The following is a 26,171-nucleotide window of genomic DNA, read 5'->3' on the forward strand; positions in this document are numbered from 1 at the left end:
CCGGGTGGAGCAGGGCAGAGCGCGCGAACAGTCGCACCTGTCGTACGACGGGTCCGCACGGGTTCCGGCACAGGCGCGGGGCGCGGCGCTGCCGGAACGGGGCGAGCCCGCAGGGGTACGGGGCGAGCCCGCAGGGGTACGGGGCGAGCCCGCGGCCGTCCGAGGGGATTCCTCGGGCGTATGGGGCGAGCCCACGGCTGTACGGGGGGGCGAGTCCGGCGGCGTACGGGGCGAGCACACCCACAGTGAGCCGCCCGCACCCCGGCCGGCACCGGCCGCCGGGGCCGCCTACCTGGCCGCACCCGCACCCGTTCCCGTTCCCGCGCCCGCACCTGCCCCGGAAGCGTCTCCGCGCACCGTCCGGCGGCACTCCGTACGCGGCCAGATCCTCCAGGCCCTGCGCACCGCGCTCGTCGGCGGCGAGCTGGTCCCCGGCGAGGTCTACTCCGCCCCCGTCCTCGCCGAGCGCTTCGGCGTCTCCGCGACCCCCGTGCGGGAGGCCATGCAGCAGCTGGCCGTCGAGGGCGCCGTGGAAGTCGTACCGAACCGGGGATTCCGCGTCACCGAGCGCACCCCGCGCGAGCTCGCCGAGCTTGCCGAGGTGCGCGCGCTCATCGAGGTCCCGGTCATGCTGCGGCTCGCCCGCACGGTCCCGGCCGCCCGCTGGGCCGAGCTCAGACCGCTGGCCGAGGCCACCGGGGCAGCCGCCGCCCGCGGCGACCGCGCCCACTACGCCGAGGCCGACCGCGCCTTCCACCGCGCGGTCCTCTCCCTCGCGGGCAACGAGCAGCTCCTGCTCGTCGCCGACGACCTGCACCGCAGGTCCCAATGGCCCCTGGTGAGCGGCCCGGTGATCCGGCACGGCGACCTGGTGGCGGACGCGGCGGAGCACACCGCCCTCCTCGACGCCCTGATCGCCCAGGATGTCACCGTCGTACAGGCACTTGTCAGAGAGCATTTCACCGGATCGGCGGAGTGACGACTAAGGTCGTTGCCGTCAGTCGGCACGGGGTCAGGCGTCGGCCGTCGGTGGCCGGCCGTTGCCCGTGACCGCTGCCGCCGTCCGGCTGCTCCCCAGGGTCGGTTGTCGCCCTCGTCCCGTCCGTACAGCGCCGTCCGTGAGGTGTCCCATGCCGTCCGCGACTCCCTCCCCGGCGTGGGGAAGGTGCCCGTGACCGGATCCGTCCGTGGAGACCGCCCCGCCGCCGGTACGGAGGCCGAGGCGGCGGCCCTGCTCGGCTGGCTCACCGACCCGGACGCCCCGCGCCTCTGCCTGGTCGTCGGCGGGCCGCGCCGCGGCAAGTCGGCGCTCCTCGGCTGGCTCGCCGCACACGGCACGCGCGCGGGCGCGCGCCGCAGGCGGGCGGCGCGCGAGCTGATCCCGCTCGCCGGCCAGTGCGCGCTCGGCGCGGCCTGGACGGTCGCGAACCGGATCGGCGTCGTGGCCCGCACGCCCGGCGAACTCGTCCAGGCCGTCGCCACGACGGAAGCACGCCGCGCGGCCCTGGTCCTGCCGGACCTCCACGCCGCCGCGGAACCCGAGGCGATCGCCGAACTCGTCGCCGAACTCGCCGCGTCGGGCCGGGTCCGCCTGGTCGTCGAGACCTGCAAGGGCACACCGTCGTACGACCTCCTCGTGGCGAAGGGCCGGGTCACGGTGGTGGACCTGGACACCGACGTCGACGACACCGCGGGTCGGGCGGAGCCGGGGCGGGGCCCGGGCTCGGGGTCCGGTTCTGGTCACGGGCGTGGTGCCGGGGGCAAGGGCGCACGCGCGGCTGCCGGTTCGGACTCGGCCGCGCCGGGCACGCACCCGGGCGAGGGCGACGGGGCCGAGCACGGTGCGGGCTCGGAAGAGGAGTGGGGCCCGGGTCGGTGGCCGGCGGCGGAGCCGTACGAGGCGCGGCACGCGGTCGACCTCGCCGATCCGGTCGCGGTCTGCACGGCCGACCCGCTGCGGGTCACCACCGCGTACGTGACCGGCCCCGGCGACGACCGGGGCGGCCTGCGGTCGGCGTGGCTGCGGACCGGGCAGTCGCTCTGCCGTGACCAGCACCCGGCCGACCGGGCCGTCGTCCTGCTCGGCGCCCTCGGGGACGGGGCGGACCCGCGGCTGCGCCCGGCGCTGCGCGGGCTCGCCGCGGACGCGCCCTGGCGGGTGCGGTGGACCCGTGTGCGCGGCGACCTGACCCCGCCGTGGCCCGGGCCGGTCACGGCCCTGGGGGCGGCGGGCGACCAGCTGCTGGTCGCGGGCACGTCCGACACCGTGCAGGTCCTCGGCGCGGCCGACGCGACGACCGCGGGCGAGCCGCTGCGGAGTCCGTCGGGAGGCCGGATCAAGACGCTGGCCCCCGCACCGGACGGCACGCTCCTGCTCCTCGACGAACGGGGCCGGCTGCTGCCCGTCCCCGGGCCCGCACCCCGACCGCCGTATCTCGAACGGCTCACGACCGCCGTCGCGGCGACCCTCACCCGGCACCCGGGTACGGCGCTCGCCGCGATCGGCGGTTCCGTCGTGGTGGGCGACCGGCTCGGTTCGGTCCACGCCTTCGGCCTGACGGGCATTCACCAGGCCGCCCTGCACAGCGGCCGGGTGACGGCGGTGACGGCCGTCGAGACGGAGACCGGCCCCTTCCTCTGCAGCGGCGGCCAGGACGGCACGGTGCGCCGCTGGATCCCGGGCCGGGACCCGGAACCCACCCCGATCGCCGAACGACGCGTGCCGGTCGTCTCGTTGCACGCCGCCGAGTCCGCCGAGGGCACGCTGCTCGCGATCGCCTGGGCCGACGGTCTCGTCGAGCTCCACGATCTGGAGACCCGCGCCCGCCTCCCGTTCCGTCCGGGACCACCGGTCCGCGCGGTGGCGGTCACACCGGACGGAGCGGTGGCCGTGGGCATGGACGAGGCGCTGCTGTGCCTGGAACGGGTGCCCGGCTGGGTGCGGCCGCGCCGCAGGGGGCCGACGGCGGGGTGAGGCGAACAGCCGGGCCGCCGTCCTTGGGGCGGCGGCCCGGCCGTTGGGCCCGACCGTCCGTCAGATGGCGGGCCTGGGCGTCAGTTGGGCGGCGAGCCAGGTCGGTACGCCACCCAGGAGACGGAAGAGGCGGGCCGCCTCCGCGCGCAGGCGACCCGCCTCGGGTTCCGTCTCGGTGTCCGCGAGGGCGGTGAGCGCCGGGGCCGTACCGACCAGGTAGCCGAGCTCCTCGCGGATCCGCAGGGACTCGGCGAAGCCGTGCCGTGCCTCCGCCAACTCACCCTCCCTCAGGGCGAGTCCGGCGAGATGCCGCCAGGTGGAGGAGAGCAGCAGGCTGTCGCCCTGGGCCGAGGCGCCCGCGTGGGCGCGCCGGTAGGCGGCGCGGGCCGCCTGCGGGGAGTCGCCGATGTTCTGGGCGACGAGTCCGCGCCGGTAGTCGAGGAGCGGGCGGCCCTCGGCCGACGGCCCGATGAGCGCAGCGGCCCGGCCGAGCGCGGCGGTCGCCTCGTCCGCCCGGTCCCGTACGCCGAGCAGCGTCGACGCGTAGGCGAGATAGCCGCGTTCGCACGCGGCGGCCCCGCGCTCCTCGTCCGTCTGCGCCACGGCCTCGGCCGCCCGCAGCGCCTCCTCCGCGTCCGCCCACCCCTGTTCGGTGTAGAGGCAGCGCTCGATCAGGAGCGCCGCCCGCTCCAGCGCGGCCGCCGGTTCCGCCGCGCGGGGGGCGAGCAGAGCTGCCGCGTCCGTCCAGCAACCGCGTGAGCGCAGACGCCATATGGCCGTCTCCACCGGGGTCGCCCCGCCGTAGCCAAGGGCCGGATCGTCGCCACCCGTTGTTCCGGAACCAGACATGGCGGTGTCCGCCACATTGCCCTCCCCGAGCGCGCCATTGAGCTATTGGGTCAGCCCGCATCTCAGCACGAACGCGCGGGGCTGGCCAAGGGGTCAGGTGAAAGATTTCACAAGAGAAGACCTTGACCGGTATGCGGACGCTGTGCGTCCGAGCCCCGGGACGGCACCCTCAGCGGCCGGTCCGGTCCGCCTGCGCCCCGTTCCCCGGGGCCGCGAGGGCCGGACGACCGCCGTCGTCGAGGGGTGTCGGCACCTGCAGGGTCGTCAGGGGGCTCATTCCCTCGAAGAGATGAACCTCCCCGTGACCGCCCCGGCTGACGGCCGTGTACGCGGCGCCGGGCGAGGCCGCGATCGCCCGCCACCGCACAGCGTCCCAGGGCATGCCGCCCGGCCGTCGCGGCGGCCGCGCCCGCCCTGAGCGGGCCGTGGGCCCCCGCCGCGACGGCCCTGGCCCTCGGCTGCCTGGCGCCGGTCGCGGATTCCGCCGCCGCGCTGGGCCAAGCGGGTGGTCTCAGGGCGGCCGCCGCCCGGATGGGCGCCGCCCTGGAGGCCCCGTCCGGGGCCCCGGCGCCGGAACGGGCCCGTACAGCTGCCCGAGAGGCCGCCGGGCCGACCGCATCGCGGTCCTGGCCGGCGGGCGCGTCGCGGAGACGGGCGGCTGGGAGTCCCTGACGGCCCGAGAAGCCCCTTTGAGGCCCTCCTGAGTCGGGAAAGGTCCCACGGGGGCCGCTCCGAGCCCTGACGCGGCGGGGGCGGCCCCCGTGGACCCGCCGCGGAGCGGCGGGGCCCTGGGACCGCGCCCGCGCGGGGTCGTGGGCGCGGGCCCGCCCTACGACATCCGCAGGGCCAGGAAGAAGTCGAGCTTGTCCTCCAGACGCGACAGGTCCCTGCCCGTCAGTTGCTCGATCCGGCCCACCCGGTAGCGCAGGGTGTTCACATGCAGGTGCAGCCGGGTCGCGCAGCGGGTCCAGGAGCCGTCGCAGTCGAGGAAGGCCTCCAGGGTGGGGATCAGCTCGGCGCGGTGGCGCCGGTCGTAGTCCCGCAGCGGGTCCAGGAGACGGGCCGTGAAGGCCCGGCGGACGTCGTCGGGGACGAACGGCAGCAGCAGGACGTGCGAGGCCAGCTCGTGGTGGCCCGCCGCGCAGACCCGGCCCGGGCGGGCGGCCGCGACGCGGCGGGCGTGCCGGGCCTCCTCCAGGGCACCGCGCAGGCCCTCCGCCGAGTGGACGGCCGCGCTGACGCCGAGGGTGAGCCGGCCGTCGTCGGCGAGACCGGACGACAGCGGGTCCCGTACGGCGGCCAGCAGGGCGTCCGCGTGCAGCCCGAGGGCCGCCGTGCTGCCCTCGTCCTCGCTGTCGGGCAGCGGGCCCGCGGGGAGCGGGACGAGGGCGATGGCCTCGTCCCCGTGGTGCGCGACCGCGATCCGGTCGGCCGAGTCGGCGCCCACGGTCGCCGGGTCGACGAGGATCTCCTCCAGGAGCGCCTGGGCGACCGGGCCGGTGTCCACCGTGCCCGCCCCGCCCTCCGGGTCCCATTCGACGCGGGCGACGACGACCTGCCAGTGCGGGGCGGTCCCCAGGCCGGGCAGCAGGACCGGGGCGGCGACCCGCAGGCGCGCCGCGATCTCGGCGGGCGGGGCGCCCGTCTGCACCAGCTCGAGGACCTCCTGCGCGAGCCGGCGCCGTACCGTACGGGCCGCGTCCCTGCGGTCCCGCTCGACGGCGATCAGCTGCGTCACGCCCTGCAGCAGGTCGAGCCGGGCGGCCGGCCAGTCGCCCGCGTCGGCCTCGACCGCGAGCAGCCAGTCGGACAGGACCGTCTCCCGTACGTCACGGGCCGCGGGCGCCGCGCCGCGACCGGTGTTGCGGATCGGGAACAGGGAGTACGTGATTCCGGCGGCGCTCAGCCGGTGCGGGCCGCGCCGTCCGGTGCGGGTGGCGGCCAGGTGCTCGCCGGCCAGGGTCGAGGCGAGCCCCGCGTCCAGCGGCTCCCCGGCCCCGGCGATCTGCCGCCCGGTGGGGGAGAGGACCCAGGCACGGAGGTCCAGGTCGGAGCCGAGGAGGTCGAGGACGACCTCGGGTCCGCCGCCGGCCGGACCGGAGGTCATCAGGCGCCGGTGGCGGTCGACGACGGCCGCCAGGTCGCCCGCGCGTTCGCCGGACACCTGTCGAACAACATGCTCGGTGATCGTCGCGAACGCAACGGTTTCGTTGACTGCGAAGAGCGGCAGCCGGTGGCGAGAACATGCCTCCACGAGATCGTCGGGGATGTCCCCGAGCTCGGCCTCGCCGGCCGCGAGCGCGGCCACCCCGGCGGAAGCCAGGATCCGGACGAACGGCTCCGCGTCCTCGGGCTCCCGCAGCCAGGCGAGGCCGGTGAGGACCAGCTCGCCGCCGGACAGATACCGGCTGGGGTCCTTGAGGTCCGTGGTCATCACGCCGCGAACGGTGCGGTCCAGCTCGTCCTCACCGCCGAGCAGGCGCAGCCCCAGCGCGTCGGTTTCCAGCAGTGCGCGCAGCCGCATCTCGTTGCCGCCGTTCCTTCTCGTCCGTCACTCGAATGTCACTTTCGGGGGTACTCGCCCGACGTGCCCCCTGGGGGCGGCGGAACGTCCGACGGTCCCGAAGACTGTCGCGTTGTCGCCGGTGGCCTGGTGCCACGGTTTCCAGGGGAAAACGGCGAGGTTACCGAGCACCGCCGTTCGTTCGAATCTACAAGACGAACATGGTCACCAGCCAACTCCTTCATGTTTTCGGTGACTGCACCCGAGCGGGCGAGGCTTGTGTACTAGGCCACACATCGCGTTAACAGCACGTGAACATGGTTTCGAAGTCGAGGGCCGGCCGTTCCCCCGGGCCCGTCAGACCGACCGACCCCCGATCACTAGAAGCACAAGAAGAGAGCCACCATGGACTTCCTTCGCCCCGCCAGCTGGGAGGAGGCGCTCGCCGCCAAGGCAGAGCACCCCACGGCCGTGCCCATCGCGGGTGGTACCGACGTCATGGTCGAGATCAACTTCGACCACCGGCGGCCCGAGTACCTCCTGGACCTGAACCGGATCGAGCTCCTGCGCGAGTGGGAGGTCGGCGAGGAGAACGTCCGCCTCGGCGCCTCGGTCCCGTACACCCAGATCATGGAGAACCTGCGGGCCGAGCTGCCGGGCCTGGCGCTCGCCTCGCACACCGTGGCCTCCCCGCAGATCCGCAACCGCGGCGGCGTCGGCGGCAACCTCGGCACCGCGTCCCCCGCCGGTGACGCCCACCCGGCCCTGCTCGCCGCGGGCGCCGAGGTCGAGGTCGAGTCGGTACGTGGCAACCGGTTCATCCCGATCGACGAGTTCTACACGGGCGTGAAGCGCAACGCGCTGCAGCCCGACGAGCTCATCAAGACCGTCCACATCAAGAAGGCGGACGGCCCCCAGCAGTACTCCAAGGTCGGCACGCGCAACGCGATGGTCATCGCCGTCTGCGCCTTCGGCCTGGCGCTCCACCCGGAGACCCGCACGGTCCGCACCGGCATCGGTTCGGCCGCGCCGACCCCGATCCGCGCCAAGGAGGCCGAGGCCTTCCTGAACGCGGCTCTGGAGGAGGGCGGCTTCTGGGAGAGCGGCAAGATCATCACCCCGTCGATCGCCAAGCAGTTCGCGGACCTGTGCTCGGGCGCCGCGAACCCGATCGACGACGTCCGTGGCACCGCCAAGTACCGCCGCCACGCCGTCGGCATCATGGCCCGCCGTCAGCTCGGCTGGACCTGGGAGCAGTACCGCGGCACCGGCCGCACGCTTGAGGGAGCTGCATAACCATGCGCGTCAATTTCACGGTCAACGGTCGTCCGCAGGAAGCCGACGACGTCTGGGAGGGCGAGTCCCTCCTCTACGTTCTGCGTGAGCGGATGGGTCTTCCCGGCTCCAAGAACGCGTGCGAGCAGGGCGAGTGCGGCTCCTGCACGGTCCGCCTCGACGGCGTGCCGGTCTGTTCCTGCCTGGTCGCCGCCGGCCAGGTCGAGGGCCGCGAGGTCGTCACGGTCGAGGGCCTGGCCGACTACGCCCAGCACCGCGAGGACGCCCATCCGGGCGGTGCCTGTGGCACCGGCGGCTGCGGCACCTCGCTCGACTCGGCGCAGAAGTGGCAGGCCAAGCCGGCCGACTCGCAGACCGGTGAGGGTGTCGAACTCTCCCCGATCCAGCAGGCGTTCATCGACGCCGGCGCCGTCCAGTGCGGCTTCTGCACCCCGGGTCTGCTGATCGCCGCCGACGAGCTCCTCGAGCGCCAGAGCGACCCGTCCGACCAGGACATCCGTGAGGCCCTCTCCGGCAACCTCTGCCGCTGCACGGGCTACGAGAAGATCCTCGACGCGGTCCGCCTGGCGGCCGCCCGTCAGGGAGAGGCGGTCTGACCATGGCTCAGAACACGCGCACCGCTCCGGCGGGCACGCCGACCAACGTCACCCAGAAGCACACCAAGGGCGGCATCGGCGAGTCCACGCTCCGCCCCGACGGCACCCTCAAGGTCACCGGTGAGTTCGCCTACTCCTCGGACATGTGGCACGAGGACATGCTCTGGGGGCAGACGCTCCGCTCCACCGTCGCGCACGCCGAGATCGTCTCCATCGACATCTCCGAGGCGCTCGCGATGTCGGGCGTGTACGCCGTCCTCACGTACGACGACCTGCCGACCGAGATGAAGAACTACGGTCTGGAGATCCAGGACACCCCCGTCCTGGCCCACGGGAAGGTCCGCCACCACGGCGAGCCGGTGGCCCTGATCGCCGCCGACCACCCGGAGACCGCGCGCCGCGCGGCCGCCAAGGTCAAGATCGAGTACAGGGAGCTGCCGGTCGTCACGGACGAGGCCTCCGCCCTCGCCGCCGACGCGCCGCTGATCCACGAGGGCCGCGACGACCACCACTCCGGTCACGTCCCGCACCCGAACATCGTGCACCGCCAGCCGATCATCCGCGGCAACGTGGAAGAGGCCCGCAAGCGCGCCGACGTGATCGTCGAGGGCGAGTACGTCTTCGGCATGCAGGACCAGGCCTTCCTCGGCCCCGAGTCCGGTCTCGCGGTGCCGTCCGAGGACGGCGGTGTCGACCTGTACGTCGCCACCCAGTGGCTGCACTCGGACCTCAAGCAGATCGCCCCCGTCCTCGGCCTGCCCGAGGAGAAGGTCCGCATGACGCTCTCCGGCGTCGGCGGTGCCTTCGGTGGCCGCGAGGACCTGTCGATGCAGATCCACGCCTGCCTCCTGGCGCTCCGCACCGGCAAGCCGGTCAAGATCGTCTACAACCGCTTCGAGTCCTTCTTCGGCCACGTGCACCGCCACCCGGCGAAGCTGCACTACGAGCACGGCGCCACCAAGGACGGCAAGCTCACGCACCTCAAGGCCCGGATCGTCCTCGACGGCGGCGCCTACGCCTCGGCCTCCCCGGCCGTCGTCGGCAACGCCTCCTCGCTCGGCGCCGGTCCGTACGTGATCGACGACGTCGAGATCGAGGCCGTCGCGCTGTACACCAACAACCCGCCCTGCGGCGCGATGCGCGGCTTCGGCGCGGTCCAGGCGTGCTTCGCGTACGAGGCGCAGATGGACAAGCTCGCGGCCAAGCTCGGCATGGACCCGGTGGAGTTCCGCCGGCTCAACGCCATGGAGCAGGGCACGATCATGCCGACCGGCCAGGTCGTGGACTCCCCGGCCCCGGTCTCCGAGCTGCTGCGCCGGGTCAAGGCCCGTCCGCTCCCGCCGGAGCAGCAGTGGCTCTCCGCCGGCGAGTCGGCGGACGTCCGCGCGCTCCCCGGTGGTCTGTCGAACACCACGCACGGCGAGGGTGTCGTCCGAGGTGTCGGCTACGCGGTCGGCATCAAGAACGTCGGCTTCTCCGAGGGCTTCGACGACTACTCCACCGCCCGCGTGCGCCTGGAGGTCATCAACGGCGAGCCCGTCGCGATGGTCCACACGGCCATGGCGGAGGTCGGCCAGGGCGGTGTCACCGTCCACGCCCAGATCGCCCGCACGGAGCTCGGCGTCACCCAGGTGACCATCCACCCGGCCGACACCCAGGTCGGCTCCGCCGGCTCGACGTCCGCCTCCCGGCAGACGTACATGACCGGTGGCGCGGTGAAGAACACCTGCGAGCAGGTGCGCGAGGCCGTCCTGGAGATCGGCCGCCGCAAGTTCGGCTCGTACCACCCGGCGTGGGCCACCGCCGAACTGCTCCTGGAGAGCGGCAAGGTCGTCACCGACGGCGGCGAGGTCCTCGCGGACCTGGCCGACGTCCTCGAGGGCGAGGTCGTGGACCAGGAGCACGAGTTCCGGCACCGCCCGACCGTCCCGTTCGACCTGGTCACCGGCCAGGGCGACGGCCACGTCCAGTACACCTTCGCCGCGCACCGCGCGGTGGTGGAGGTGGACACCGAGCTCGGCCTCGTGAAGGTCATCGAGCTCGCGACCGCCCAGGACGTCGGCAAGGCGCTCAACATGCTCTCCGTCGTCGGCCAGATCCAGGGTGGCACCACCCAGGGCCTGGGCGTCGCGGTGATGGAAGAGATCATCGTGGACCCGAAGACCGCGAAGGTGCGCAACCCCTCCTTCACGGACTACCTGATCCCGACGATCCTCGACACGCCGACCATCCCGGTCGACGTGCTCGAACTGGCCGACCCCAACGCGCCGTACGGCCTGCGGGGACTCGGCGAGGCCCCGACCCTGTCGTCCACCCCGGCCGTCCTCGCGGCGATCCGGAACGCGACGGGCCTGGAGCTCAACAAGACGCCGGTCCGCCCCGAAGCGCTCACCGGCACCCTGTAGGACTCTCCGGGCGGTGCGTGCCTCCCAGGAACGTCACACTTCCCCGCCCGCACCGCCCGGAGCACCCCACTCGTGGGACAGCAGTACCAGCACCACCAGCAGTACCGAGCACCACCAGCACCACCCGCAGTACCGAGCAAGACCAGATCGACCTGTTCCACCCAGTTCGTCTCGGGCCGTCCCCCGGGTCGTGCAGCCAATGCACCATCCCAAATCCCGCAGCTTCTCTGACCTTCGAAAAGTCTTATGCGGGTGCCCCTTTGAACCTTGGGAGTAGGCCCCATGACCCAGTCGTCAGTGGAGCCCAAGACCGCCTCGGAGGACGCGGGCTCCGGCTCGAACGTCCCCGCCGGCCGCTCTTGGCTCGACCGGTACTTTCACATCTCGGAGAGAGGATCCACCGTCGCGACGGAGATCCGCGGCGGCGTCACCACCTTCATGGCGATGGCGTACATTCTCCTGCTCAACCCCTTGATCCTCGGCGGCAAGGATGTGGACGGCAACGTCCTCAGCCAGCCCGCCCTCATCACGGCGACCGCTCTGGCCGCCGCGGTGACCACCCTGCTGATGGGCTTCTGGGGCAAGGTCCCGCTCGCCCTCGCGGCGGGGCTCAGCGTCTCCGGTGTGCTCTCCTCGCAGGTCATCTCCGTGATGACCTGGCCGCAGGCGATGGCCATGTGTGTGGCCTACGGTGTGGTGATCTGCCTTCTGGTCGTCACCGGCCTGCGTGAGATGATCATGAACGCGATCCCGCTCGCCATCAAGCACGCGATCACGATCGGCATCGGTCTCTTCATCGCCATCATCGGCTTCGTCAAGGCCGGTTTCGTCCACGAGAACCCGTCTCCCGGCGGCGGCCCGGTCACCCTCGGCCCGCTCGGTGAGCTCCAGGGCTGGCCCGTCCTGATCTTCGCGGTCACCCTGCTCCTGATCTTCGCCCTTCAGGCCCGCAACATCCCCGGCGCCATCCTGATCGGCATCGTCGCGGGCACCGTCATAGCCCTCATCGTCAACGCCGTCGCCGACATCCCGGCGAAGGGCGCGGGCGCCTGGTTCTCCGGCGCTCCGGAGCTCAAGGGCAGTGCCGTCTCCACGCCGGACTTCTCGCTCATCGGGCAGGTGTCCTTCAGCGGCTGGGGCGACGTCGGCTACATCACGATCACCATGATCGTCTTCACCCTGGTCCTGGCCGGCTTCTTCGACGCCATGGCCACGATCATCGGCGTCGGCTCCGAGGCCAACCTGGCCGACGACAAGGGCCGGATGCCGGGCCTGTCCAAGGCCCTGTTCATCGACGGCGCCGGCGGTGTCATCGGTGGCGGTGTCGGCGGCTCCGGCCAGACGGTCTTCGTCGAATCGGCCACCGGCGTCGGCGAGGGTGCCCGTACGGGTCTCTCCTCGGTCGTCACCGGTGCCTTCTTCGCGGCCTGCCTCTTCTTCACCCCGCTCACCGCGATCGTGCCCGCCGAGGTCGCCTCCGCGGCCCTGGTCGTCATCGGCGCGATGATGATGCAGAACGCCAAGCACGTCGACTGGAGCGACCGCTCCGTGGCGATCCCGGTGTTCCTCACCGTGGTCCTGATGCCGTTCACGTACACCATCACCACGGGTGTCGCGGCCGGTGTCATCTCCTACGCCGTCATCAAGGTGGCGCAGGGCAAGGCGCGCGAGGTCGGGGCCTTCATGTGGGGCCTGACCGCGATCTTCATCGTGTACTTCGCGATCCACCCGATCGAGAGCTGGCTCGGCGTCGGCTGACGCCACCCCGCCGCCCTCCACACACACATCTGAGGAGTTCGAGATGCTGGACATCGCCGAAGAGCTGAACCGGTGGGTCGAGCAGGGACGCGAGTTCGCCGTCGCCACGGTCGTGGCGGTCGGCGGCAGCGCGCCCCGGCAGCCGGGCGCCGCGCTCGCCGTCGACAGCGACGGCACGGCGATCGGCTCGGTCTCCGGCGGGTGTGTGGAGGGCGCGGTCTACGAACTGTGCCAGCAGGCCCTCGAGGACGGCACGACCGTCGTCGAGCGCTTCGGGTACAGCGACGAGGACGCCTTCGCCGTGGGGCTGACCTGCGGCGGCATCATCGACATCCTCGTCACCCCGGTCCGCGGCGAGGTCTACCCCGCCGCCCTGGCCGCCGCCGTCTCCGGAGAGGCGGCGGCCCTCGCCAGGATCGTCGACGGACCCGCCGACCTGATGGGCCGGGTCCTCCTGGTCCGTCCGGACGGATCGTACGAAGGCGCCCTGGGCGGTCACCCCGCCCTGGACCGCACCGCGGCCGGCGAGGCGCTCGCCATGCTGGACGCGGGCCGCACCGGCACCGTCGAGATCGGTGAGGACGGCAGCCGCTGCGGGCAGCCGATCACCCTCCTGGTCGAGTCCTCCGTGCCCGCCCCGCGCATGATCGTCTTCGGTGCCATCGACTTCGCCTCCGCCCTCGTCAGGGTCGGCAAGTTCCTCGGCTACCACGTCACCGTGTGCGACGCCCGGCCCGTCTTCGCGACCGCCGCCCGGTTCCCCGAGGCCGACGAGATCGTCGTCGACTGGCCGCACCGCTATCTGGAGTCCACCGAGGTCGACTCCAGGACCGTGCTCTGCGTCCTCACCCACGACGCCAAGTTCGACGTCCCGCTCCTCGAAGCGGCCCTGAAGCTTCCCGTCGCCTACGTCGGCGCGATGGGCTCCCGCCGCACCCACGAGGACCGCAACAAGCGGCTGCGCGAGGTCGGCGTCACCGAGCTCGAACTCGCCCGCCTGCGCTCCCCGATAGGCCTCGACCTGGGGGCCCGCACCCCGGAGGAGACGGCCCTGTCGATCGCGGCCGAGATCGTCGCCAACCGTCGCGGCGGCACCGGCGTGTCGCTGACCGGCGCGCACACCCCGATCCACCACGATGGCCCACGCGCCCCCGACGGACGGATAGGTTCCGTCGCCTGACGGGCCGCCACGCCGGCCTTTCGCGTCAGGGACGGGCACGGAGAGTGGTGGAGCGACGCTCCCGCGAGCGCTCCCGCTGACGGAGCGCGCCGAGAGGACGTCTTCCATGCGCCACCGCTCCACCGCCGTCCCGTCCCTCCGCGCCCGGGGCCTGCTCCCCGCCGCCGCGGCCCTCGCCCTGCTGGCCGCGGCCCTGCTGCCCGTGGCGGCGGGCGGAGCCCCACCCGGCGCTTCACGGAGCGCCGCACCGGGCCCTTCCGGGAACGCCGCGCCGGGCCCTTCCGGGAGCGCCGCACCGACCCTTCTCGGGAGCGCCGCGTCACCGGACCCCGTCCGCTTCCACGTCCCCGCCGCCAACCCCGCCGCGCTCGCCCAGTACCGCGACCTCACGGCGAGCGGCGACACCCGTACGGCCGCCGGGCTGCTCGCCATGGTCCGCGCCCCGCACGCCGTCTGGCTCGGCGACAGCACCCCCGCCGAGGTGGAGCGCACCGCCCGCGCCACGGTCGAGGCCGCCGCGCGGGAGGGCACGGTGCCCGTCCTCGTGCTCTACAACGCACCCGGCCGCGACTGCTCCCAGTACTCCGCGGGCGGCGCCGGCACCGACGCCGCGTACACCGACTGGACCGACGCCGTGGCCCGGGGCATCGGCGCCCATCGCGCGCTCGTCGTCCTCGAACCCGACTCCCTCGCCCTGCTGCCCTCCGACTGCGGCCAGGACGACAGCTCCGGGACCCGGACCGCCGCCCGCTACGCCGCCGTACGGCACGCCGTCGACGTCCTCGAACCACTCGCCGGGACCGCGGTCTACCTCGACGCGGGCAACCCCGGCTGGCACGCCGTGGAGACCGTCGTGCCCCGGCTCGTCAAGGCCGGCGTCGACCGGGCCACCGGCTTCACGGTCAACGTCTCCCACTACCACTCGGACGCCGACAGCGCCTGGTACGCCACCCTCGTCTCCGGCTGCCTCGCCCACGTCGCCCGGGCCGGTGAGGCCACGGACTGCCCCGAGCGGAGCTGGACGCGGGCCGAGGCCACGACCTGGCTGGGCGAGCACGCCCTCGGGCCGGCCGCCGACCGCGCCCACTTCGTCACCGACACCAGCCGCGCGGGCCGCGGCCCCTGGACCCCGAAGCCGGGCGCCCACGCCGACCCGCAGGAGTGGTGCAACCCGCCCGGGCGGGGACTCGGCCCCCGGCCCACCGCCGAGACCGGCGACCCGCTCCACGACGCCAAGCTCTGGATCAAGACGCCCGGCGAGTCCGACGGCCACTGCCTGCGCGGGACCGCGGGCCCCGAGGACCCCGAGCGGGGGACCGTCGACCCCAAGGCCGGCGACTGGTTCCCGGCCCAGGCGCTGGAACTCGTACGGCTGGCCGAGCCGGCGATCATGCCTCCGGCGTCCTCCGGACAGGTGCGTGGCCGAGAATATTCGTGACGTACCCGCCCCGGCCGCCGGTTAGGGTCCCGATCATGGATATTCGTGACGTACCCGAAGCCCATATCGACCGTGCGCTCGACCTCTCCTATCTCGTCTTCCACGAGCGGCCCGAGGAGGAGCTGCGCAAGCACCACCGCGACATGGTCGGGCCCTGCGACCGCATCGGCGCGTACGACGGGGACCAGCTCGTCGGCTTCCTCGCGGCGTTCCCCTTCACCGTCTCCGTTCCCGGCGGGGACCTCGCCTGTCCCGGCCTGACGCTCGTCTCCGTCGCCCCCACCCACCGGCGGCGCGGCGTGCTCACCGCCCTGATCGAGGAGGCGTTCCGGCGGTACGCCGAGCGGGGCGCGCCGCTCGCCGCGCTCTGGGCGTCGGAGGACGCCATCTACGGGAGGTTCGGTTTCGGTCCCGCCACCCAGGGCGTGACCGTCGAGATCGACTCCAGGAAGCCCCTCGCCCTGCGGATCGACCCGGACGAGCGCCCGCTGCGGCTGGTCGACACGGCGGACGCGCCCGCCGTCGTCGGCCCGTACTTCGAGTCCACCCGCGCGCTGCGGGCGGGCCGCAACGCCCGCGACGAGCTGCGCTGGACCGGCGAGTGGCTGCGCGAGGAGGACGAGGAGGACGACGATCTTTCGCCTGCCCGGGTCGTCGCGCTCGGCGACCCCGTCGCCGGGTACGCCGTCTACCGCACCAAGGGCGAGGACGAGGACGCCCGTACCCCCGGCCTGGTCCGCGTCGACGAGCTGGAGGCCGACACCCCGGCCGTCGCCGCCGCCCTCTGGCGCTACCTGGCCTCGATCGACCTGACCGACACCGTCCGGGCCTGGGGCCGGCCGCTGGACGACCCGCTGCTGCTCTTCGCGGCCGACCGCGACCAGGTGCGGGTCACCGGACAGTTCCCGGCGCTGTGGCTCCGGCTGATCGACGTCCGCGCGGCGCTCACGGCCCGGACCTTCGCCGCGTCCGTCGATCTCGTCCTGGAGGTGCACGACAGCCGTCTGCCCGCCAACTCCGGCCGCTTCCGCCTCACTTCGGACGGTACGGACGGCGTCCGATACGAGCCGACCGGTGACCCGGTGGACCTCTCCTTCGACGTACGGGACCTCGGCGCCTGCTACCTCGGTGGGACGAAGGCCGTGGACCTGGTGGCCGCCGGCCTCGTCGAGGAGCACACGCCGGGCGCGGCGGCCACGCTCGACGCGGCGCTCGGCACGCCCCGACTGCCGCACACCTGCGACGAGTTCTAGCCGGTGTCTCGTCGCTCACGCCAGGTCGCGGACGTGGGCGCAGGCCTCCGCCTCGGTGGCGTGGACGGCGACCGGCTCGTGCCTACCGCGCTCGTACACGCCCACCTCCCACAGGCCGTCCGGCAGGAACCGGAGGTAGAGGAAGTCCGGGGGCGTGGGCGCCGGTTCGTGGACGCCCTCGATCCAGAACTGCTCCTCGGGCACTCCGGCGGCGCGGAGTGCCCGGGCCAGCTCGGCGCGGTTCACGCGGGGACGCGCACCAGGTAGCCGTTGTCCAGGAGCCACTTGACGTTCAGGCGCTGCCCCTTGCCGGGGTTCAGGAACACTGCGTCCAGCTTGATCTGGCGGCCGCCGCCCGGCTGCTCGAACCAGGGCGCGATCCCGCCCTCCCAGACGGTGAACTCCTTGGTCACCTCGTAGAGGTGGTAGTCGCAGGGGAAGGCCGCGTCCCGGGTGTTCAGGTTCTGCGGGGGCAGCGCGCGCTTCGCGTACAGGTCGCCGGCCGGGGCGAGGTAGGCGCCGTACTCCGAGCCGAAGCGGTCCAGGCGCTCGCCCTTCTCCAGGAGGTCGGGCGCCTTGTCGAGCTCTCCGTTGACCTCGGCGAAGCCGTCGTTCGGCGGGTACTTCCAGCTGCCGGTGTCCGCCTCGCCCTCCCAGTACTTCTTCAGGAAGTCCGCCGAGGAGAGCTTCCCGGTCCGGTGGTAGTGCCGGAGCAGCGGGCCCACCGGCTCCTGCCTCTTCTTCGGCAGGTACTTCGGGCCGAGCCGCTTGTCGCCCTCGAACTCGCCGGTGCACGGCGCCGGCGGGGCGGTGACCACCGCCGGGGCCGCCGCCGGTGCTTCCGCGAGGGCTTCCGTCGGGGCTGCGTGCGCGGCGGGGGCGGTGGCGAGGGCGGCGGTGACGCCCATGGCGGCGAGTACGGCACGGATCCTCAGGTCGGTACGGCTGCGCTCCACGCGGAGATCTCCCTGTGTACGGTCGGCTGGCGGTGCGCCGCACACAGTAATGGATCACCTTCGGAGAGTGACCGAACAAGGGGCTGGTATCGGCCAGATGCGCGAGCGGGGGTTCCTCAGCTCTTGCGCAGGCCGTTCAGGAGCAGTTCGGCCAGCTGGCCGTACGCCTCCGCGTCCGCGAGTCCGGTCGCCGCGGCGACCTGGCGCCGCTGGATGCGGACCATGACCGAGGCGATGACATCGGCCGCGAAGGAGACATGGACCTCGCGGAAGACGCCCGCGCGGACACCCTCCTCGATCAGCTGCTGCACCCGTCCGGCCGCCGCCCGGGTGTTGCGCTCGTAGACCTCGGCGGCCGGTTCGAAGGCGGCCACGTCGTCGAAGAACTGCGGGGAGACCGGGGCCAGTTCGGCCGCGACCGCGCGCAGATAGGCGGCCAGCCGCTCGGCCGGGTCCTGCTCCGCCGCGAGGACCGCCTCGACCCGGGTCGTCGCGCGCCGGAAGAAATGGACCACGGCGGCCCGGACGAGCTGCTCCTTGCTGTCCGCCAGGCCGTAGAGCGTGCGCTTGGAGCAGCGCAGCCGGGCGGCGAGATCGTCCAGGGTCAGCTGGGCGAAGCCCTCGCCGACCAGAAGGGCCACCAGCTCCTCGAACAGGGCGGACCGGCGGGCCGCGCCGCGGCCCGTCAGCTTGGGAGCGCCGGCGGCGGAAGTGTCGATCACTTGAACAGTATGCCGGTCGACCCGTTCGGGGGGTTACGGCGGAACCCTTCTGCGCTACGCTGAACGGTACTGCCGTACCGCCCACAGTACCGTTTCACTGGTGCTGGTGGCCGAGTGTCACTGGAGTCGCCATGGATGTCGACCGCCTGCTTCCCACCCCCGAGGCAGCGGACCTCATCGCCCTGACGCGGGAGATCGCCGACAAGGAGCTCTCTTCCCGCGTGGACGAGCACGAGGCCGCCGAGACGTACCCCGAAGGCCTGTTCACCACGCTCGGCCGGGCCGGACTGCTCGGCCTCGCCTACCCCGAGGAGTTCGGCGGCGGAGGCCAGCCGTACGAGGTGTACCTCCAGGTCCTCGAGGAGTTGGCGGCGCGCTGGGCGGCCGTCGCGGTCGCCACCAGCGTCCACACCCTCGCCTGCCACCCCGTGTACGCCTTCGGTACCGCCGAGCAGAAGGAGCACTGGCTCCCCGCGATGCTCGCCGGCGAGACCATCGGCGGTTACAGCCTCTCCGAGCCCCAGGCGGGCTCCGACGCCGCGGCCCTCTCCTGCAAGGCCGAGCGCGTGGACGACGGCCCGAACGGCGCCGCGTACCGCGTCACCGGCACCAAGGCGTGGATCACCCACGGCGGCAAGGCGGGCTTCTACGCGCTCTTCGCCCGCACCGCCCCCGGCAGCCACGGCATCTCCTGCTTCCTCGCGCCCGGCGCGACCGAGGGCCTCTCCTTCGGCAAGCCCGAGCGGAAGATGGGCCTCCAGGCCGTCCCCACCACCTCCGCCCACTGGGACGGCGCGCTCCTGGACGCCGACCGGCTCGTCGGCGACGAGGGCCAGGGGCTCCAGATCGCCTTCAGCGCGCTCGACTCCGGCCGCCTCGGCATCGCCGCCTGCGCCACGGGCCTGGCCCAGGCCGCGCTCGACGCCGCCGTCGCGTACGCCAACGAGCGCACCACCTTCGGCCGGAAGATCGTCGATCACCAGGGGCTCGGCTTCCTGCTCGCCGACATGGCCGCCGCCGTCGACTCCGCCCGCGCCACCTACCTCGACGCGGCCCGCCGCCGCGACCGCGGCCGCCCGTTCAGCCGCCAGGCCAGCGTGGCGAAGCTGACCGCCACCGACGCGGCCATGAAGGTGACCACGGACGCGGTCCAGGTCCTCGGGGGGTACGGCTACACCCGCGACTTCCCGGTCGAGCGCTACATGCGCGAAGCCAAGATCATGCAGATCTTCGAGGGCACCAACCAGATCCAGCGGCTGGTCATCAGCCGCCAGTTGTCCGTCTAGTCATCCGACCCGCAGGCGGAGTTCACCGGCCGACCGCCGGGCGTGACGTACTTCACGCGCCCGAGCGGTCGGCCGTTGTCGATCTTGAACGGCATTGTTCCCGTTTCGCGTGATTTCCTCCCCGATAGCTTCGCTTATGCATCACATAAGTGATGCCTATGTGAGTAACCGACCGAGGAATCATGACGATTCACATATCCCCGCGCGACGAGCGCGGGAGGCTGTGGTCCGGGGGGAGCCTGCGCCATGTCGCGGGCGGACTGACCATGGCCCTGGCCGTCACGCTGCTCAACGGCGCGACGGTGACGGACGCTTCCGCCGAACCCGCCGCCGGGCCGCGGCAGGCGCCCGTGGTCGCGCAGGCGGCGGACATCGCCTCCGCGCGTGTCGCGGCCCGGCTGGCGGGCAAGCGCGTCGAGGCGCTGTCGGAGCGCACGGAGACGTCCACCACCTGGGTGAACAAGGACGGCTCGCTGACCTCCGAGATCTCCGCCGGGCCCGTACGGTTCAAGGACCCCGGGACCGGCCAGTGGCGCGACGTCGACCTGGGCCTCGTGGCCGGCTCCGACGGGACCGTGGAGCCCGTGGCGCACCCCGAGGGCCTGAGACTGGCCGGCAGGACCGGCACCCCGGCCGCTTCGCTCCGCGCGGGCCAGCAGGCCAAGGCCGTCGACCTGGTCACCCTCGGCGAGGGCGAGCAGCAGATCACCCTCCAGTGGAAGGGCGGCCTCCCCGCCCCGGAACTGAAGGGCACCCGAGCCGAGTACGTCAACGCGGTCCCGGGCGCGGACGTCGTCGTCGAGGCGACCCGCACGGGCTTCGAGCAGTTCGTCGAGATCAAGCAGAAGCCCGCCGACGAGGGCTACACCTACACCCTGCCGCTGCGGGCCAAGGGCCTGAAGGCCACCGAACAGGCCGACGGCAGTGTGCTGTTCACCGACCGGAACAGCAAGAAGCAGGCCCTGATGCCCGCTCCGGTGATGTGGGACGCGACCGTCGACCCCGTCTCCGGTCGGCACACCCGCACCGTGCCGGTCGCGATGAAGGTCGTGCAGAAGGGCGCCACCGTCGACCTGGTCGTGACGCCCGACCCGGCGTTCCTCGCCGACCCGAAGACCAGGTACCCGGTGACGGTGGACCCTTCCACCTCCGCCCTGGGCAACCTCTTCGACACGTACGTCCAGCAGGGCGTCACGTACGACACCTCCGCCGAGACCGAACTCGACCTCGGCAACCCCGGCACCAAGAACCCCGACGGCACGCCGCGCACGGCGCAGACGTACATCACGTGGAACAGCGCCCCGGTCTCCGACGCGCTCGTCTCCGACGCCAAGCTGTCGCTGTGGAACTTCCACTCCGGCAACGTCGCCGACTGCGCGGCGAAGCCGTGGGAGGTCTGGTCGGCCAACAACGCGAGCACCGCCTCGCGGTGGACCAACCGGCCCACCATGGCCGCCAAGTACGTCACCTCCACCGAGACCCGGGGCAACGCGAGCTGCACCGCACAGCCCGACGGCTGGATCAACGCGAACGTCACCAGCCTGGTCCAGCACTGGGCCGACAACAAGTGGTCCACCGGCGGCATGGGCATCCGCGCCACCGACGAGAGCACCGTCGCCGGCTGGAAGCGGGTCAACTCCGCCAACGCCGCGTCGAACCCGCCGAAGCTGGTCGTCACCTACAACTACCGGCCCCGCACGGGCACCAAGCAGGAGGCCGGCCCGCCGTACTTCTCCTACGGCGGCGCCTACGTCGTCAACTCGCCGACGCCCACGCTGCGGGACACCTTCGTCGACGCCAACGGCGACAAGGTCAACGGCACCTTCCAGATCTTCGACGCGGCCACAGACACCCAGGTCGGTGACGTCCTCGTGTCGCCCTGGGTCTCCTCGGGGCAGGTCGCCTCGGTGACCGTCCCGGCCGGGGTGCTCACCAACGGCAAGACCTACAGGTTCCGCACCTCGCCGTACGACGGCGCGCACTACAACCTGGGCTGGTCGGCGTGGAAGACCTTCACGGTCGACACCTCCGCCCCCTCGGCCCCGGCCGGCGTCACGTCCACGGACTACCCGTCGAACGCCTGGGTCAAGGGCGCCGGCCAGGCCGGCACCTTCACCGTCACCCCGCCCGCCGCCGACCACAACTGGATCGAGTGGTCCCTGGACGGCGTGACCTGGACCAAGGTCCCCACCGGCGGTGCCGCGGGCGCCAAGGCGATCTCCGTCACTCCGCCGAAGAACGGCACGCACACCCTTCAGGTCCGGGCGGCCGACAGGGCGGACAACAAGTCCGAGACGATCGGCCACACCTTCCACGCGGGCCCCGGCGGCTTCGTCCAGCCCAGCGACGGTGAGCGCACCGCCCGTCGCCTCCCACTGGTGGCCGAGGCCGACCCCGCCGCGTACGACCACGTGTCGTTCTCGTGGCGGCGCTCCGAGGCCGACGCCTGGGTGACCATCCCCGCGGGGCAGGTGACCTCCGGCGGGACTCCGCTGACGGCGTGGCCCGTGCCGCTGACGGCCGGCAGGAACGCGGCGCTCGTGTGGAACGCCACCGACACCGTCGACCCCGACGGCACGGTCCAGATCAAGGCCGACTTCACCGGCCCCGGCGCGGTGACCGGTTCCACCGAGCCGCTGACGGTGATCGTCGACCGCGACGCGAGCGGCGCGGCCACCGACGAGATCGGCCCCGGCTCGGTGAACCTGCTGACCGGTGACTACGAGATCGCCGAGACCGACCTGTCCGCGTTCGGGCTCTCCGTCACGCGCACGGCCTCCTCGCGCGAGCCGCTCAAGGCCGGGAGCCAGGAGGGCCAGGCCCCGATCTTCGGCAAGGAGTGGGTCTCCGGGACGGTCGCCGAGTCGGTCGAGTCGGAGTACGCGCACATCCGCCGCACCTCCGACACCGCGCTCGCGATGGTCGGCACCGACGGCCAGGAGACGTACTTCACCGCCAACGCGGCGAAGACCGGCTGGATCCCCGAGCCGGGCGCGGAGACGCTGACGCTCACCGGCAGCATGGCGGGCTCGTTCACGCTCACCGACACCGAGGGCGCGGTCACCGAGTTCACCAAGTCCGGTGCCGGGGCCACGACCTGGCAGGTCTCGTCCACCCTCCTGGACGGCCTGGCCAACACCGCCACCACCGTGGTCTCCGAGAACGTGACCGTCGACGGCAAGACCCTGGCCCGACCCAAGCGGGTCGTCGCCCCGACCTCGGCGGTCTCCGCGACCACCTGCACGGCGACCCCCGCCACCAAGGGTTGCCGCGCGCTGGAGTTCGTCTACGCGACCTCCACGACGGCGACCGACCTCGTGTTCGGTGACATCACCGGACAGGTGAAGGAGATCCGCCTCTGGTCCACCGAGCCCGGCGCCGCGTCCGCGACCGCCAAGGCCGTCCAGACGTACGCGTACGACGCGGCCGGCCGGCTGCGCCAGGCCTGGGACCCGCAGATCAGCCCGGCCACGAAGACCGAGTACGGCTACGACGCGGCGGGCCGGGTCACCGGCCTGACGCCGGCCGGTGAACTGCCCTGGTCCTTCACCTACGGCAAGGCGGGCAACGCCGCCACCGCCGGTGAGGGCATGCTCCTGAAGGCGGCCCGCTCCGGCCTCAAGCAGGGCACCGCGAACGTCGAGGAGGGCACGGCCGCCAGCTCCGTCGTCTACGGCGTCCCGCTGAGCGGCGGCACCGCCCCGTACGGCATGGGCGCGGCCGACGTGAAGGCCTGGGGCCAGCTCGACGCCCCGACCGACGCCACCGCGGTCTTCCCGGCCGACGCGGTGCCCGCCGCCCACGACGGAGCCGCCCTGACCGCCGGTTCCTACCACCGTGCCACGGTCACCTACCTGGGCGTCTCCGGCCGCCCGGTCAACATCGCCGAGCCTGGTGGGCACGTCTCCACCACCGAGTACGACCGCTTCGGGAACACCACGCGCACGCTGACCGCGGGCAACCGGGCCGTCGCACTCGGCACCACCGCCGCCGACCGGGCCGTCCAGGCCGAACTCGGCATCGGTCAGCTCACCGGCGCCGGCCGCGCCGACCTCCTGAGCACCCGCTCCGTCCACAACGGGACGGGCACACGTCTCCTGGAGGAGTTCGGTCCGCTGCGCCGTACCGAACTCACCGCCGACCTGAAGTCCGGCAGCACCACCCTGGTCCCGTCCGGAACGTCGGTGACGGCCCGGGAGTGGCGCGTCAACGAGTACGACACGGGTCGCCCGACCGACGGCACCGCCAAGGTCAAGGACCAGATCACCAAGGCCACGTTCGGAGCCCAGGTGCGGGAGCACCCCACCGTCCTCGGTGAGGGCCGCTCCACCCAGACGGTCTACGACTGGGCCAAGGGCCTGCCCACCCGGACGGTCAAGGACCCGGGCGGTCTCGCGATCACCACGACCACCGAGTACGACGCCCAGGGCCGCCCCACCAAGGAGCTGCTGCCCGGGGCCGCCGGCACCGACGCCGGGACCCGGGTGACCATCTACTGGTCCGCCACCGGCTCCGGCGCCTGCCAGGGCCGCCCGGAGTGGGCCGACCTGGTCTGCTCCACCGGACCTGCCGGGGCCGTGACCGGGGGCGGCGCCAACCCGGCGCAACTGCCCACGTCCACCACCGAGTACAGCTGGTGGGGCACCCCCGCCAAGGTCACCGAGACCGCCAACGGCGTCACCCGTACGACCACGACCACGCAGGACGCCGCCGGCCGTGTCACGAAGGTGGCGCTCACCGGGGGCATCGGTCAGGCCGTCCCGGAGTCGACCACCGAGTACGACCCCGCCACCGGCCGGGCCGTCAAGTCGGTCTCGCCCACCGGCGGGACGATCACCAAGACCTTCGACAGGCTCGGCCGCCCGATCTCCTACACGGACGCCGACGGCGGCGTCACGACGACCGAGTACGACCTGCTCGACCGGCAGGTCAAGGTCGCCGACAGCGTCCCGTCGACCGTCACCTACAGCTACGACCACGGGGCCGAACGACGTGGTCTCGCCACGACGGTCACCGACTCCGTCGCCGGTGTCTTCAAGGCCGTCTACGACGCCGACGGCTCCGTCAGCAGCGAGCGACTGCCCGGCGGTTACACCCTCAGCGTGCGCGAGGACACCACCGGCGCCCCGGTGAACCGGACGTACACCCGGGACAGTGACGGAACGGTCGTCGCCTCCGACACGGTCACCCGGTCCGTCCACCGCCAGGTGACCACGCACGCCGGATGGTCGGACCAGGTCTACCGCTACGACGCGGCCGGCCGCCTGGCCACCGCCGAGGACACCGCCGACACCCTCTGCACCCGGCGGACCTACGTCTTCGACGGCCGCGCCAACCGCAAGAGCCTCACCCGCGCGACCGGCACGCCCGGTGCGGACTGCCCGACCACCGGAGGGACCACCACCACCCACACCTACGACAGCGCCGACCGGCTCGTCGACACCGGCTACGCCTATGACGCGTTCGGCCGCACCACGGCCCTGCCCGGCGGCACGGTCGGCTACTACGCCAACGACCTGGCCCACCAGCAGACCGCGAACGGCGAGCGCCAGACCTGGACCCTGGACGCGGCGCTCCGGTTCCGCGGCTGGAAGACCGAGACGGGCGGCGGTTCGACGTGGACCCAGACCGGTTCGAGCGTCAACCACTACGACGGTGACGGCGACAACCCGCGCTGGATCACCGAGGACATCGCCTCCGGAGCGGTGACCCGGAACGTCGAGTCCGTCTCCGGCGACCTCGCGGCCGTCACGGGCAAGACCGGCGACACCGTCCTCCAGCTCACCACCGTCCACGGCGATGTCGCCCTTCAGCTCCCGCTGAACGCCGGCGAAGCACCCGTGGCCCTGGACAGCGACGAGTACGGCAACCCGCGCGCCGGTCAGGCGCAGGTCCGCTACGACTGGCTGGGCGCCAAGCAGCGCTCCAGCGAGACGCCCAGCGGACTCACCCTGATGGGCGCCCGCCTGTACGACCCGGCCGTCGGCCGGTTCCACTCGATCGACCCGGTCCACGGAGGCAACTCCAACGCGTTCGAGTACTGCGACGCGGACCCGGTCAACTGCCTCGACCTCGACGGGCGGGACGGTGGTCTCCAGGAGGCGTACGGCCTGGAGGGGCCCGAGACGCTCAGCAAGAAGGAAAAGGACGCCTACTATCGCAAGAACGCCGGTAAGCCGTACAACTCGTCGGATTACAAGAAGGCGATGAACAAGATCAAGAAGAACCAGAAGTTCAACGGCTCGCGGAACAAGCAGAAGCGCCAGAGCCACTACAAGGCCAACCGGAAGGTGGGCAAGGCCTTCATCCGGTCCCTGCGGGCCTTCAGGCGCTTCAGCCGCTGGGGCTGGCGTCTCGCCCTCTTCCTTCCCAGCTAGCCGATCCGTTCGACCACCAGGCCTTGGAGGACCGATGGCTCGCAGGAGCCGTAACCACAAGCTGAGCATGAGAGCCACGAAGAAGGAGATGTGGACCGCTCATCACTTCAGCCTCGGCATTCCCGCCGGCAGCGACGAGACCGTCGCCGATCTGCTGCACGCCGCGGCGGACCGGATCGAGAAGCTGGGGGAGAAGTGGGACGTGTTCGCGATCGGAGTGGACGGGCTCGACTCGGCCGACCCGCGCTCGACCGCGCAGCTCACCGTGTTCGCCGACCCGGTGACCAGGGGCGGCGCATGAGCGGGGGTGCGGTCTCCGGCGAGGTGACCACCCTTCGCGTCGTGGTCCATGGGGACGTGGACGACGACAGCCCCGTCTCGGTGCTGCGCCGGGCCGCCGGCCGTATCTCCGAGCGGTCGGGGCGACGGCTCGTCGACATGGCGTTCGAGTACGACGTCCTGAACCTCCGGTGGAAGGGATCGCTGTACTTCACCGAGGAGTGAGCCGACGGTAGCCGTCGGAGCAGAGAGGGAGGGCCGGGCGGCCGAGTGCCGCCCGGCCCTCCCGCGTGTCGGCG

19 protein-coding genes are annotated in these 26,171 nt (G+C 72.7%); 13 read left to right on the forward strand and 6 right to left on the reverse strand.

Features of this window, described 5'->3' with window-relative positions:
• Positions 1-4 precede the first annotated feature (4 nt).
• Positions 5-979: a GntR family transcriptional regulator gene (locus ACF09C_RS04945; protein WP_392088829.1), complete on the forward strand. Its 975-nt coding sequence runs from the start codon at positions 5-7 to the stop codon at positions 977-979.
• Positions 980-1,171: 192 nt separating this feature from the next.
• Positions 1,172-2,974, forward strand: a complete 1,803-nt coding sequence (locus ACF09C_RS04950; protein ID WP_392088832.1) for a WD40 repeat domain-containing protein — start codon at positions 1,172-1,174, stop codon at positions 2,972-2,974.
• 60 nt (positions 2,975-3,034) lie between these two features.
• Here the strand turns inward: ACF09C_RS04950 and ACF09C_RS04955 are convergent, their stop codons facing one another.
• From ACF09C_RS04955 to ACF09C_RS04965, 3 genes are all read right to left on the reverse strand, one after another.
• Positions 3,035-3,823 carry a hypothetical protein gene (locus ACF09C_RS04955; RefSeq protein ID WP_392088834.1) on the reverse strand — a complete coding sequence of 263 codons (789 nt, stop codon included), beginning with the start codon at positions 3,821-3,823 and terminating at the stop codon, positions 3,035-3,037.
• 169 nt (positions 3,824-3,992) lie between these two features.
• Entirely contained in the window at positions 3,993-4,205 is a 213-nt protein-coding gene (locus ACF09C_RS04960) for a hypothetical protein (RefSeq protein WP_392088836.1), read from the reverse strand.
• Between the two features lie 447 nt (positions 4,206-4,652).
• Positions 4,653-6,347 (reverse strand): PucR family transcriptional regulator, encoded by a 1,695-nt coding sequence (locus ACF09C_RS04965; protein ID WP_392088838.1) that lies wholly within the window; start codon positions 6,345-6,347, stop codon positions 4,653-4,655.
• 384 nt (positions 6,348-6,731) lie between these two features.
• On the opposite strand from ACF09C_RS04965, the gene ACF09C_RS04970 reads away from it, so the two are divergent.
• The 7 genes from ACF09C_RS04970 to ACF09C_RS05000 all read left to right on the forward strand — a co-directional run bounded on the left by ACF09C_RS04970 (position 6,732) and on the right by ACF09C_RS05000 (position 16,252).
• Positions 6,732-7,622 (forward strand): xanthine dehydrogenase family protein subunit M, encoded by an 891-nt coding sequence (locus ACF09C_RS04970; protein ID WP_362017410.1) that lies wholly within the window; start codon positions 6,732-6,734, stop codon positions 7,620-7,622.
• A 2-nt stretch (positions 7,623-7,624) separates the two neighbouring features.
• A complete protein-coding gene (locus tag ACF09C_RS04975; RefSeq protein ID WP_392088840.1) occupies positions 7,625-8,218 on the forward strand; it encodes a (2Fe-2S)-binding protein in 594 nt (197 codons plus the stop codon).
• Positions 8,219-8,220: 2 nt separating this feature from the next.
• Positions 8,221-10,623, forward strand: coding sequence for a xanthine dehydrogenase subunit D (gene pucD, locus ACF09C_RS04980; RefSeq protein ID WP_392088842.1), 2,403 nt, complete (start codon positions 8,221-8,223; stop codon positions 10,621-10,623).
• Positions 10,624-10,905: 282 nt separating this feature from the next.
• Positions 10,906-12,381, forward strand: coding sequence for an NCS2 family permease (locus ACF09C_RS04985; protein ID WP_392088844.1), 1,476 nt, complete (start codon positions 10,906-10,908; stop codon positions 12,379-12,381).
• Positions 12,382-12,424: 43 nt separating this feature from the next.
• Complete coding sequence (locus ACF09C_RS04990) at positions 12,425-13,561, forward strand: XdhC family protein (protein WP_392088847.1); 1,137 nt, start codon at positions 12,425-12,427, stop codon at positions 13,559-13,561.
• A 106-nt stretch (positions 13,562-13,667) separates the two neighbouring features.
• Entirely contained in the window at positions 13,668-14,999 is a 1,332-nt protein-coding gene (locus tag ACF09C_RS04995; RefSeq protein ID WP_392088849.1) for a glycoside hydrolase family 6 protein, read from the forward strand.
• 35 nt (positions 15,000-15,034) lie between these two features.
• Positions 15,035-16,252, forward strand: a complete 1,218-nt coding sequence (locus ACF09C_RS05000; RefSeq protein ID WP_392088851.1) for a GNAT family N-acetyltransferase — start codon at positions 15,035-15,037, stop codon at positions 16,250-16,252.
• 15 nt (positions 16,253-16,267) lie between these two features.
• On the opposite strand, the gene ACF09C_RS05005 is transcribed toward ACF09C_RS05000, so the two are convergent.
• The 3 genes from ACF09C_RS05005 to ACF09C_RS05015 form a co-directional block, all read right to left on the reverse strand.
• Positions 16,268-16,498, reverse strand: a complete 231-nt coding sequence (locus ACF09C_RS05005; RefSeq protein ID WP_392088854.1) for a hypothetical protein — start codon at positions 16,496-16,498, stop codon at positions 16,268-16,270.
• Positions 16,495-17,160, reverse strand: a complete 666-nt coding sequence (locus ACF09C_RS05010; RefSeq protein WP_392090214.1) for a TNT domain-containing protein — start codon at positions 17,158-17,160, stop codon at positions 16,495-16,497. The genes ACF09C_RS05005 and ACF09C_RS05010 overlap by 4 nt, the downstream gene beginning before the upstream one ends.
• Before the next feature lie 164 nt (positions 17,161-17,324).
• The gene (locus tag ACF09C_RS05015) at positions 17,325-17,930 is read right to left on the reverse strand and encodes a TetR/AcrR family transcriptional regulator (RefSeq protein ID WP_362412846.1); all 606 of its coding nucleotides are present in this window, start codon (positions 17,928-17,930) and stop codon (positions 17,325-17,327) included.
• A 131-nt stretch (positions 17,931-18,061) separates the two neighbouring features.
• On the opposite strand from ACF09C_RS05015, the gene ACF09C_RS05020 reads away from it, so the two are divergent.
• The 4 genes from ACF09C_RS05020 to ACF09C_RS05035 all read left to right on the forward strand — a co-directional run bounded on the left by ACF09C_RS05020 (position 18,062) and on the right by ACF09C_RS05035 (position 26,097).
• The gene (locus ACF09C_RS05020) at positions 18,062-19,216 is read left to right on the forward strand and encodes an acyl-CoA dehydrogenase family protein (protein WP_392088856.1); all 1,155 of its coding nucleotides are present in this window, start codon (positions 18,062-18,064) and stop codon (positions 19,214-19,216) included.
• A 182-nt stretch (positions 19,217-19,398) separates the two neighbouring features.
• Entirely contained in the window at positions 19,399-25,593 is a 6,195-nt protein-coding gene (locus tag ACF09C_RS05025; RefSeq protein WP_392088858.1) for a DNRLRE domain-containing protein, read from the forward strand.
• 67 nt (positions 25,594-25,660) lie between these two features.
• Positions 25,661-25,894, forward strand: coding sequence for a hypothetical protein (locus ACF09C_RS05030; protein ID WP_362412840.1), 234 nt, complete (start codon positions 25,661-25,663; stop codon positions 25,892-25,894).
• Entirely contained in the window at positions 25,891-26,097 is a 207-nt protein-coding gene (locus ACF09C_RS05035; RefSeq protein WP_362412837.1) for a hypothetical protein, read from the forward strand. The genes ACF09C_RS05030 and ACF09C_RS05035 overlap by 4 nt, the downstream gene beginning before the upstream one ends.
• Positions 26,098-26,171: the final 74 nt, after the last annotated feature.

It is taken from the genome of Streptomyces sp. NPDC014870, from assembly GCF_043081505.1.
Classification (GTDB): domain Bacteria; phylum Actinomycetota; class Actinomycetes; order Streptomycetales; family Streptomycetaceae; genus Streptomyces.

Excerpts from the sequence above, each read along its gene's own strand:
- ACF09C_RS04955 (WP_392088834.1), bottom strand. The coding sequence starts at position 3,823 with ATGTCTGGTTCCGGAACAACGGGTGGCGACGATCCGGCCCTTGGCTAC.
- ACF09C_RS04960 (WP_392088836.1), bottom strand. The coding sequence starts at position 4,205 with ATGCCCTGGGACGCTGTGCGGTGGCGGGCGATCGCGGCCTCGCCCGGC.
- ACF09C_RS04965 (WP_392088838.1), bottom strand. The coding sequence starts at position 6,347 with ATGCGGCTGCGCGCACTGCTGGAAACCGACGCGCTGGGGCTGCGCCTG.
- ACF09C_RS04970 (WP_362017410.1), top strand. The coding sequence starts at position 6,732 with ATGGACTTCCTTCGCCCCGCCAGCTGGGAGGAGGCGCTCGCCGCCAAG.
- ACF09C_RS04975 (WP_392088840.1), top strand. The coding sequence starts at position 7,625 with ATGCGCGTCAATTTCACGGTCAACGGTCGTCCGCAGGAAGCCGACGAC.
- pucD (WP_392088842.1), top strand. The coding sequence starts at position 8,221 with ATGGCTCAGAACACGCGCACCGCTCCGGCGGGCACGCCGACCAACGTC.
- ACF09C_RS04985 (WP_392088844.1), top strand. The coding sequence starts at position 10,906 with ATGACCCAGTCGTCAGTGGAGCCCAAGACCGCCTCGGAGGACGCGGGC.
- ACF09C_RS04990 (WP_392088847.1), top strand. The coding sequence starts at position 12,425 with ATGCTGGACATCGCCGAAGAGCTGAACCGGTGGGTCGAGCAGGGACGC.
- ACF09C_RS04995 (WP_392088849.1), top strand. The coding sequence starts at position 13,668 with ATGCGCCACCGCTCCACCGCCGTCCCGTCCCTCCGCGCCCGGGGCCTG.
- ACF09C_RS05000 (WP_392088851.1), top strand. The coding sequence starts at position 15,035 with ATGGATATTCGTGACGTACCCGAAGCCCATATCGACCGTGCGCTCGAC.
- ACF09C_RS05010 (WP_392090214.1), bottom strand. The coding sequence starts at position 17,160 with ATGGGCGTCACCGCCGCCCTCGCCACCGCCCCCGCCGCGCACGCAGCC.
- ACF09C_RS05020 (WP_392088856.1), top strand. The coding sequence starts at position 18,062 with ATGGATGTCGACCGCCTGCTTCCCACCCCCGAGGCAGCGGACCTCATC.
- ACF09C_RS05025 (WP_392088858.1), top strand. The coding sequence starts at position 19,399 with ATGACGATTCACATATCCCCGCGCGACGAGCGCGGGAGGCTGTGGTCC.
- ACF09C_RS05030 (WP_362412840.1), top strand. The coding sequence starts at position 25,661 with ATGAGAGCCACGAAGAAGGAGATGTGGACCGCTCATCACTTCAGCCTC.
- ACF09C_RS05035 (WP_362412837.1), top strand. The coding sequence starts at position 25,891 with ATGAGCGGGGGTGCGGTCTCCGGCGAGGTGACCACCCTTCGCGTCGTG.